Source organism: Malonomonas rubra (genome assembly GCF_003247215.1).
In the GTDB taxonomy this organism is placed as follows: Bacteria; Desulfobacterota; Desulfuromonadia; order Desulfuromonadales; family Geopsychrobacteraceae; genus Malonomonas; species Malonomonas rubra_A.
Genome location: NZ_QKAP01000064.1, coordinates 1 through 8,800, shown reverse-complemented (window position 1 = coordinate 8,800; position 8,800 = coordinate 1). Strand labels below are relative to the sequence as shown.

9 protein-coding genes and 1 pseudogene are annotated in these 8,800 nt (G+C 49.9%); 6 read left to right on the top strand and 4 right to left on the bottom strand.

Features of this window, described 5'->3' with window-relative positions; translation table 11 throughout:
- Window positions 1-207 precede the first annotated feature (207 nt).
- Window positions 208-870 carry a DUF3047 domain-containing protein gene (locus Q7J88_RS06235; protein ID WP_303721295.1) on the bottom strand — a complete coding sequence of 221 codons (663 nt, stop codon included), beginning with the start codon at window positions 868-870 and terminating at the stop codon, window positions 208-210.
- A gap of 62 nt (window positions 871-932) precedes the next feature.
- On the opposite strand from Q7J88_RS06235, the pseudogene Q7J88_RS06230 reads away from it, so the two are divergent.
- From Q7J88_RS06230 to Q7J88_RS06210, 5 genes and pseudogenes are all read left to right on the top strand, one after another.
- Window positions 933-1,730: pseudogene (locus tag Q7J88_RS06230) on the top strand (IS3 family transposase); the annotation flags it as partial.
- Between the two features lie 749 nt (window positions 1,731-2,479).
- A complete protein-coding gene (locus Q7J88_RS06225; protein ID WP_303721294.1) occupies window positions 2,480-2,797 on the top strand; it encodes a hypothetical protein in 318 nt (105 codons plus the stop codon).
- A 359-nt stretch (window positions 2,798-3,156) separates the two neighbouring features.
- Entirely contained in the window at window positions 3,157-3,978 is an 822-nt protein-coding gene (locus tag Q7J88_RS06220; RefSeq protein ID WP_303721293.1) for a sulfide/dihydroorotate dehydrogenase-like FAD/NAD-binding protein, read from the top strand.
- A 22-nt stretch (window positions 3,979-4,000) separates the two neighbouring features.
- Window positions 4,001-5,428 carry an NADPH-dependent glutamate synthase gene (gene gltA, locus Q7J88_RS06215; RefSeq protein WP_303721292.1) on the top strand — a complete coding sequence of 476 codons (1,428 nt, stop codon included), beginning with the start codon at window positions 4,001-4,003 and terminating at the stop codon, window positions 5,426-5,428.
- A gap of 53 nt (window positions 5,429-5,481) precedes the next feature.
- Window positions 5,482-5,673 carry a hypothetical protein gene (locus Q7J88_RS06210; protein WP_303721291.1) on the top strand — a complete coding sequence of 64 codons (192 nt, stop codon included), beginning with the start codon at window positions 5,482-5,484 and terminating at the stop codon, window positions 5,671-5,673.
- Between the two features lie 115 nt (window positions 5,674-5,788).
- Here the strand turns inward: Q7J88_RS06210 and Q7J88_RS06205 are convergent, their stop codons facing one another.
- Entirely contained in the window at window positions 5,789-6,334 is a 546-nt protein-coding gene (locus tag Q7J88_RS06205) for a hypothetical protein (RefSeq protein WP_303721290.1), read from the bottom strand.
- 353 nt (window positions 6,335-6,687) lie between these two features.
- Here Q7J88_RS06205 and Q7J88_RS06200 point away from each other — a divergent pair, with 353 nt between their 5' ends.
- Entirely contained in the window at window positions 6,688-7,053 is a 366-nt protein-coding gene (locus Q7J88_RS06200; protein ID WP_303721289.1) for a hypothetical protein, read from the top strand.
- A gap of 89 nt (window positions 7,054-7,142) precedes the next feature.
- Here Q7J88_RS06200 and Q7J88_RS06195 read toward each other — a convergent pair whose 3' ends face one another.
- Window positions 7,143-7,577, bottom strand: a complete 435-nt coding sequence (locus Q7J88_RS06195) for an MOSC domain-containing protein (RefSeq protein ID WP_303721288.1) — start codon at window positions 7,575-7,577, stop codon at window positions 7,143-7,145.
- A 17-nt stretch (window positions 7,578-7,594) separates the two neighbouring features.
- A complete protein-coding gene (moaA, locus tag Q7J88_RS06190) occupies window positions 7,595-8,572 on the bottom strand; it encodes a GTP 3',8-cyclase MoaA (protein WP_303721287.1) in 978 nt (325 codons plus the stop codon).
- Window positions 8,573-8,800 lie beyond the last annotated feature (228 nt).

Sequence of the window (8,800 nt, the reverse complement as noted above, 5' to 3'; positions counted from 1 at the left end):
AAACTGCGTATAATCTTGTGGCAGAATTCATCCGCATTTTATTTTTCAGGTCAATTCACTGTGGTAAAATTTCATTGAAGGCACTCACCACATCTAATGGAACCCTGTAACCATTTACTTTTCAGTTAAAATATTTGCTTATTAAACCAAGAAATAACTAGATTGATCTTTAAAAGCTTAAGAAATGGAATCCTTACTTTTTACTTGTCATTTCCTCTCAGACTCTGACTTCATCAAATAGATGTCATCATACCATGCCCTAGCTTTCTTTCCCGTGTTATCGGTATCTGTCATGATCGCAATGACTGCTTTTCCGGGCGGGTCTTCGCCAAAGGCTAGACGGTAATCCTCGACGATGTTGCGGCGGCTCTCGACCCACTTCCTGACCTTCTCCTTCCCGCTTTCAACAGCAATCATCATCGCATTGCCTGTATAAGCATTGGGGTGGATTTCATCTCTGGGCATCTGATTAGCCCATATATAGTTCAGGCTTGTTGTCTTAGGGAAAAACCAGTGTGGGAATGTTACGTAGATGCGTGCAGCAAAATCATCCGACATTTTCTGTCGATAGTCTCCGCCCTCTACAGTATCTTCAATTTTCCATCGCCAACTCAAAATCGGATATTCATTTACATCATATTCATGCTCATAGATAAGTCCAGACGCCGAGCCACTGCTTGTCGCTTGCAAAACATGGCTTCCATTTTCCAGAACGACCTCGTAAATGGTTTCATTATGAAATGATTTGGCCTTCCATGTTCCGCTCAACTCATTTTCGAAATTATCAACTAATACCGTGCCTTGAGAATGTACCAATGTCCCAAAGCTCAAAAAGACCAACAAAAAAACAAGCATCAATTTGACAGGCATATATTAAACTCCTAGGTACTCCAATCAATAAATTACATATTAACATTTATCCATCGATAGGTAAGGTGTTGGGTCAGAACCGCACGGCTCAGCGTTACATTGCCACAGGTCGCGATGATGAAGGGCCATTGACGACTGCTATCATTGAACTCGCCAGTCAGTACGGAAGATATGGATATCGGCGCATCACGGCTTTACTCCAGCAGGATGGCTGGTATGTTAACCACAAACGCATCGAACGGATCTGGCGATAAGAGGGGCTGAGGGTTCCGCACAAACAGCCGAAACGAGGATGGCTCTGGCTCAATAATGAGCTTTCTTTCGGAAACGTCCAGAGCATAGGAACCATGTCTGGCCCTACGACTTTGTTCAGGACAGAACCAAGGATGGCCGAGGCATCAAGATGCTAACGGTCATTGACGGATATACCCGTGAGTGTTTAGCAATTCGGGTCGAACGGAAGCTGAAAGCGATTGTTGTTCTGGAAACATTGGCAGATCTGTTCCTTATTAAAGGAGTTCAAGAACACATAAGATCCGACAATGGTCCAGAGTTCACTGCAAAGGTCATTCGGAGATGGCTAGAGAGGCTCGGGGCACAGACTTTGTTCATTGAACCTAGTAGCCCATGGGAAAATGGCTACAATGAATCGTTCAACGGCAAGTTCCGAGACGAGTTGCTTAACGGAGAAATCTTTTATACGTTGAAGGAGGCCAAAGGTCCTGATCGAACAGTGGCGCAGGCATGACAACACTGTCCGCCCTCACAGTTCTCTCGGCTATCGGCCACCGGCCCCAGAAACACTAAAGCCGCTACCAATGGCGGTAACGGCTCATAGAGAAACTGCTTTGACGCACTAACATTCAAAGTGGACCAATTAACAGGGGCAGGTCAAGGCAGGTGAACAATTCGACAGGATTTGCAAATATCCTAATTTTTGCAAAAAATGCCCCTGATATTTTCAGGGGCATTCGTCATGAAACGCACAATATCTGAAATCGCTCTTTAGCCCAACTATTGGGCAAAAGTTGGCTATTTATCTCAAAAAAAGAAGAAGACACCCTAACCCCATCACTGGGGCTGGACCGGCTCTCCATTCATGCGGTAACTAAATTCAAACTACTTTCTTGATAATCAAATCTGACACAAATACCGCGCCACCCGTGATAGTCAACGTACCGAAATATTCTGTATTAGAAACAATTGTGTCAAAAATATTGTCGTAACCACCTTGCAGCGTCACCGACACAGTATTTATTCAACTGTGACACTTTTTGCCCAATTCCTCGACTGTTCAACATTTATGTCACGAACAAAGTTGACCGGTCATGCGTAGCAGGTAAAGCTGTGCTATTGTTGTTTGCCTTGGTCAGCAGAGTCGATTGCCAGGAGCGAAAATGGAAAATGGCGCTAGGCGGTTTTTACCTGCACTAGTGTCTCGAGGAGTTAGGACGCGGGAGCTTTGAATGTTGATTCCCGGCAAAGAGTTTTTTCGGTTATTGACTTGAATTGAAAGGTGCCTTGAGAAGTTCTTGACGAATGGCTTGCTGCTTGTATCTCTCGTTTTTCAAAAAAAACATGCGATCTACGAAACTGTAGGAGGGATGGGATGGTTATAGAGATAACCGAAACGACGCTAAGACGATTGGTCAATTACGAAGCGGTTGTTCAGAAAAAGTATGATGACGCAGTTAAACTGCAGTGGCAAGTCATGACTCTTGAAGTGATGCAAGCCGCGCAAACAGCCGAGATTCGTGCACGGCAGATGAGTGCGGTCGTCGCTTACGCCCGCTATCTTCATCGGATCCAGTTTGGGCAGGACACTACCCGTCCCATTTATGGAGAACCCCTATTGTCCAAGGCTCTTGCAGCAATATTGGAGGAGTTGTTCATCGAATCGAAACTGGTCCCGGAGTTGAGCACTTGACCTGCCTAATTGCCCAATCCACTCAAATCACTACCAAGCTGTAAACTCAGTACTATTCCTACTTAATGGGTTTCTAAAGCCCATACCCAAAAGATTTTCTCACTCAGCTACTAAAATCTCCGCAAGGGGAAAGGGCCGATTTTCGTGCGTCATACTTCCCCTACGCTAACGCGTTGTAAAAAACAACAAAGTGTTCCATTTTGTAGCAAAATGCACTAAGCCGCTGAGCTTTAACAATTTCCTTCAGGCCATACCCATCCCACAAAAAAAGAAAAGCAAATAAAGTCGAGCACTTAAGAATCTGGCACAGGTTTCGCTAAACCAAAATGACATTTAAAACAAATACTTTCGGAGTATACATGTTCAGTATTCTAAAAAATGACCTGATCGCCCCCAAGTTACATCGCATCGTTGTCGAAGCACCGCGCATAGCTGCAGCGCGCAAGGCTGGCCAGTTTGTCATTGTCCGTGAGAGCGCTGGCGAAGAGCGGATTCCTCTGACGATCGGCGACGCCAACATCGAACAGGGGACGATCACCCTTTTTGTCCAAGCTATCGGCACCTCGACGCGAAAGATTGCCAATGTCCCCGCTGGCAGCTTTTTGCTCGATGTCGCCGGCCCACTTGGCATGCCGACTGAAATCAAGAAATGGAAAAGGGTGGTCTGTGTCGGTGGAGGCGTCGGCACGGCGGTTCTCTACCCGATGGCCAAGGAGTTGGCGGCAGTCGGCAATGAAGTAAAAACGATTATCGGCGGACGCACAAAGTCGCTGATCATCTTGGCAGATGAACTCTCACAGTTCTGCCAGGAGGTATGCATCACCACTGATGATGGCAGCCTCGGCACCAAGGGCTTCGTCACCGATCAACTCGCCAATCTACTCGACTCACCTGACACGCGACCGAACACCGTCCTGGCCGTCGGACCAGTGCCGATGATGCGGGCCGTGGCTGAGCAGACCCGCCCCTATGGCATCCATACCATTGTCAGTCTCAATCCGATCATGATCGACGGCACCGGCATGTGTGGCGGCTGTCGGGTTCAAATAGGAAAAGAGACCAAATTCGCCTGTGTTGACGGACCGGAATTCGACGGTCATCTGGTCGATTTTGCCAGTCTGGCGAAACGGCTATCGATGTATAAAGCCCACGAAGAAGCTTGTCGACTGCTTGCCAGTTAACCGTTGCTGAAGGAAAAACCGTATGAACAATCATCTCAGCCCGAAAGAACGCCTTGCAATTCCGCGCACTCAGATGCCGGCTCAAGACCCCGTAATCCGCAGCAGAAACTTTTCGGAAGTCAACCTCGGGCTGGCGGAACTGGCCGCGATTGAAGAAGCGCAACGCTGCCTGCTCTGCCACGGCCGTAACTGCGTTTCGGGCTGTCCGGTCGGTGTTTCGATCCCCGAATTTGTCGGTAACCTGGCCAGCGGCAACCTAACTGAGGCCGCCGGTATTCTGCAACAGGACAATGCCTTGCCGGCAGTCTGTGGCCGTGTTTGTCCACAGGAAAGCCAGTGCGAAGCGCAATGCGTCCGCGGCAAAAAAGGAGACCCTGTCGCCATCGGCCATCTGGAGCGTTTTGTTGCCGATTGGGCGATGTCACATAGCGAAAACCTGGACCTACCGTCAAATTCCAAGCCGAGTGGCAAACGAGTCGCCGTGGTCGGTTGCGGTCCGGCAGGGCTGACCGTAGCCGGAGAGCTCGTCGGCAAAGGGCATGGAATTACCATTTTTGAAGCCCTGCACGATACCGGCGGAGTGCTGCGCTACGGAATCCCCGAATTTCGTTTGCCAAAGGAAATCATCGATATCGAGGTCGAACGGTTGATCGACAGGGGCGTGAAAATCGAATGCAACGTCATCATCGGCAAAACCTTGACATTGCAGGATCTGCAGCGGGATTACGATGCCATTTTTCTTGGCAACGGTGCCGGTCTGCCGGTACTGCTGGGGATCGAAGGCGAAAACCTCAACGGTGTCTACGCCGCCAACGAATACCTCACTCGCGTCAATTTGATGGGTGCCGGACAGACAGTAAATTGCTCGACGCCGATCATCCGGGGGAAGAAAGTCGCCGTTATCGGGGCCGGCAACACAGCCATGGATTGCGTCCGCACCGCCCGAAGATTAGGTGCCGAAGAGGCGATGATCGTTTACCGCCGCGAGGAAGCGCAGATGCCGGCACGACTGGAAGAGGTTCACCATGCCAAAGAGGAAGGGGTGAAGTTCGTTATGCTTTCCTCCCCCTTGGCAGTCATCGGCGACGAAAACGACTGGGTCAAGGCGTTGCACTGCCAAAAAATGGCCTTGGGCGAAGCTGATGATTCGGGTCGGCGTCGGCCGGTTCCGATCGATGGGGAGACCTTCATGCTTGAAGCAGATGTCGTGATTAACGCGCTGGGAACCAGTGCCAACCCCTTGCTGACGTCGACCGTCCCTGAGCTACAGCTCAACAGATGGGGAAATATCACTGTCAATGACGAAGGCGCTACAAACCTGCCTGGGGTGTTTGCCGGCGGTGATATTGTCAGGGGTGGAGCGACCGTTATTCTCGCAATGGGTGACGGGAAACGTGCGGCTCATACTATTGACAATTATCTGAGCACATTGCCGAAAACAGTGAGTTAACCCAAACGAAAGCAGAATCACAAAAAAGCATTATCACAACAGAGGAGTTAGATATGGCTAAAAAGAAAGAAGATTCAAAAAAATTTATCATTTCCTGTCGAGTGAATGATGATGAGATGGATATTTTGAGGCAACGGGCTCATCAGGACGGAGTTAGCATTACCCAATTGCTGCGCAACTGCCTGAACTTCGCTGATAGTCGGCCTCGCAGGCAGGGATTCTGTGAAACGAAACAAGCTTGTTGAAATTAGGTGGAATAAATGCCCGGTGCGTGAGTCACAGAGCTTAATGGACAACTGACTCACACCGGGAGTTCACTGACCCTTCACGACAAACAGACGAAAGCAACTCCGGTTGTTCTCAGCTGTTCTTGAAAAAATCGTAAAGAATTGCTGACGCTCCGGGATTGCTGCGATGATTGAAACGGAAGGCAATTTCATTCAACAACATCTGTTGACTCTGGCCATGGCACTTGGTTGTTCTGCGACACATCCCACGGGCAATCCTGGCCAGCTTATCAATGGTTTTCAGCCAGTTCGGCATCCCCTGCTGCGCAACCGACTCCGTCAGATAGACCCGGCAAAAAATTTCCCCTAGAGGAGCCTGGCAACATATAATCTCTCCGTATTTCCAATCACAACCGAACAACTGGCAGCATGCAGATTGAAGTGAAGCTGCTGGGCCGACGACAACCCGATCCATTTCGGAGTCTACCAGCAATGACAACTGTACCGGTTCCTCGCATTCTCGCGCCCCCCCCCCTTCAACCTCAGCAATCCCCTGCCGCATCAAGTTATAGTGCCGGCTCACGGTCTTCGGATTCAGTCGAAGTTCGCGGGAAACAATCGCCACCGGAACCCTAAGCCAGAAAGAGAGCGCCAAACGCTTGAGAGTTTTGACAGGCAAACGACTCTTGATTAGGCGGCATGAGTATTTTTTTCCGCAACGCCGACACTTTTTCCGCCCATCGGCCAAGCGGTAGCTCTCCCGGCAACCACAACTGGGACAACTGATATGTCTACTAAAGCCCAAACCCATCGAAATCCTTTTTTCAGCCAGCCAATTTCCTGCTAATAGCCTGAAAACTTTATCTCTAAACGGATTAAAGCGGTCCACTTTAGTGGCCACCCAACAATCGCACAGACTTGTTGTCGCAAAATTTACCGTATACAGTATTTCACATACAGACTTCCGCAGCAACTTGTTGTCGCATTATTGATTTACTGGAACAGGCAGGGGAACCAAGAAAGGAGAGGAAAATGCAGAAGGACATTCAAGCTTATGTTGCCTACACCGCCGCACGTATCAGTGCCAACTGGAAAGAAACTCAACTCTTGGACAAGGACCGTGGAGAACTGGTCCGTATTGACGATGAGACTCTTGGGTATCGCTTACAGAAATATCCGTTCAAGGAAGGGTGCAACGGCAACAAGAGCCGTGATGGCGTGAACCATTGTCTGGTCGATAGCACCTGTAACCAACATATATGTTTGTCGGTTTACGGAAACCTGTTCGACGGCTACAACCAGGCCAGCGCCTGCCACTTTAGCGGCATGGTTTACGATGACGCTGTTGAGATTTATGATTACAGCGAATCAGATTTTTTCAGGTTTGAAAAGGCTTAGCATCCCCTCCTGCCTGCACTTGAAGAGCCTCCGATCTCTCCCCAGCCACAACAAAAAGAGGGAGATCGGAGGTTCAACAGCAAGCCTGATCACGACAGAAAACAGATTTCATCACCTAGGGCAATCCTTCCACCCGCAAGAACCTTGACGAAAATCCCTTCTTTAGGCATGACACAATCTCCAGCGTGGTAATAGATTGAACAACGGTTATGACATTCCTTGCCAATCTGGGTCACTTCGACAGTCGTTTCGCTGATACGCATCAGGCAACCGATCGACAGTGAAGGCAGATCGATTCCACTGGTAGTGATATTTTCGGCAAAATCACCACAGTCAACATCCAGCCCCAGCGCTTTCATTTTTGCGATGCTCTCACTGGCCAGCAGGCTGACCTGACGGTGACAGGAACCGGCGTGGGCATCCCCCTCAATGCCATACTGTTGCTTTAGAAAAACCTCGGCAACAGGTGTCTTGCGTTCTCCTTTGTTGGCACTGATACAGACAGCAACCACTTTAGCGTTCATAATTTCACCCTTTTCCTCTAACCACCGACACTGGCCATCACGAAAGGTTCATGCGGAGCATCTAGGGTCGACAATTGGTGCCTTTGCGGTTTTGCCGCAATCAATTCCCTGAACATCGCCAACAAGCGGGCATCGCCCCGTTCCGCCAAGGCAGGCCGCAAATCTGTCCGCTTGTCGCCAAACAGGCAACTGCTGGCAGAGCCATCAGCGGCAACACGGATCCGATTGCAATGCGCGCAGAAGTGACCGGAGAGTGGTGTGATCAAACCAAAACAGCCACTCGCGCCGTTAACCTGATACATTCTCGCTGGCCCGCAACTGCCCTCTGTTTCCAACGGTTCAAACTTATGGACACGACTGATCTGAGCGAGGATCCCTTCCCCAGTCATTACCAACGCTTGCCAGCCCTGCTCTTTAATCACCGGCATATATTCGATAAAACGGACACTCAACTTCTGGTCGAGGGTCATGCGGACAAAATCGAGAATCTCATGGTCATTCACGCCACGCATGACCACGGTATTGATTTTCATCGGCAAGTTGGCATAACCAGCTGCTTCAATCCCGGCCAACACGGTTGACAGCCGCCCCCGACGGGTGATCCGGGCAAAGGTTCCCGGCTCTAACGAATCGAGGCTGATGTTCAGTCGCTGCACACCTACACCAGCCAAGCTATCGGCGAATTCAGGGAGCAGCATGCCATTGGTGGTTAGCACCAGCTCTTTGAGGCGTGGAAGAGCCGACAGCCGACCGAGAAACTCAATAATCCCTTTGCGCACCAGCGGTTCGCCGCCAGTAATCCGGATCTTCTCCACGCCAAGTTCCGTTGCGGCTTCGGCAACCCGGTAAAGCTCTTCAAATCTCAATATTTCGCTATGCTGTTTTTTCGGCACACCTTTCGATGGCATGCAGTAACGACAGCGAAGATTACAACGATCGGTCACAGAAAGCCGCAGATAGTTGATTTTTCTACCGAACGGGTCAACCAAGGGCATAGAACCTCCAACCAGCAGTACCCCTTACCAAGGGTCGTGCCGCCAAAAACCTTTAAATCAAGGGTTGATGGTCGAGACGCCACCTTTCTTCGCCCGCAACGCTTCAGCGACAACTTCAGCGACATCCTTGACCCGGGTGCTCTCCGCCCCCTCATCCTTCAGTCCATCCTCCATCATGGTCATACAATAGGGGCAGGAAACACAAATGGTATCGGGGCTCTGCGCAAG

What these genes read in the sequence shown, in the direction of transcription:
- Q7J88_RS06225 (WP_303721294.1), top strand. Translation starts at nt 2,480, where the DNA reads ATGGTTATAGAGATAACCGAAACGACGCTAAGACGATTGGTCAATTAC.
- Q7J88_RS06200 (WP_303721289.1), top strand. Translation starts at nt 6,688, where the DNA reads ATGCAGAAGGACATTCAAGCTTATGTTGCCTACACCGCCGCACGTATC.
- Q7J88_RS06195 (WP_303721288.1), bottom strand. Translation starts at nt 7,577, where the DNA reads ATGAACGCTAAAGTGGTTGCTGTCTGTATCAGTGCCAACAAAGGAGAA.
- gltA (WP_303721292.1), top strand. Translation starts at nt 4,001, where the DNA reads ATGAACAATCATCTCAGCCCGAAAGAACGCCTTGCAATTCCGCGCACT.
- moaA (WP_303721287.1), bottom strand. Translation starts at nt 8,572, where the DNA reads ATGCCCTTGGTTGACCCGTTCGGTAGAAAAATCAACTATCTGCGGCTT.
- Q7J88_RS06220 (WP_303721293.1), top strand. Translation starts at nt 3,157, where the DNA reads ATGTTCAGTATTCTAAAAAATGACCTGATCGCCCCCAAGTTACATCGC.
- Q7J88_RS06235 (WP_303721295.1), bottom strand. Translation starts at nt 870, where the DNA reads ATGCCTGTCAAATTGATGCTTGTTTTTTTGTTGGTCTTTTTGAGCTTT.
- Q7J88_RS06210 (WP_303721291.1), top strand. Translation starts at nt 5,482, where the DNA reads ATGGCTAAAAAGAAAGAAGATTCAAAAAAATTTATCATTTCCTGTCGA.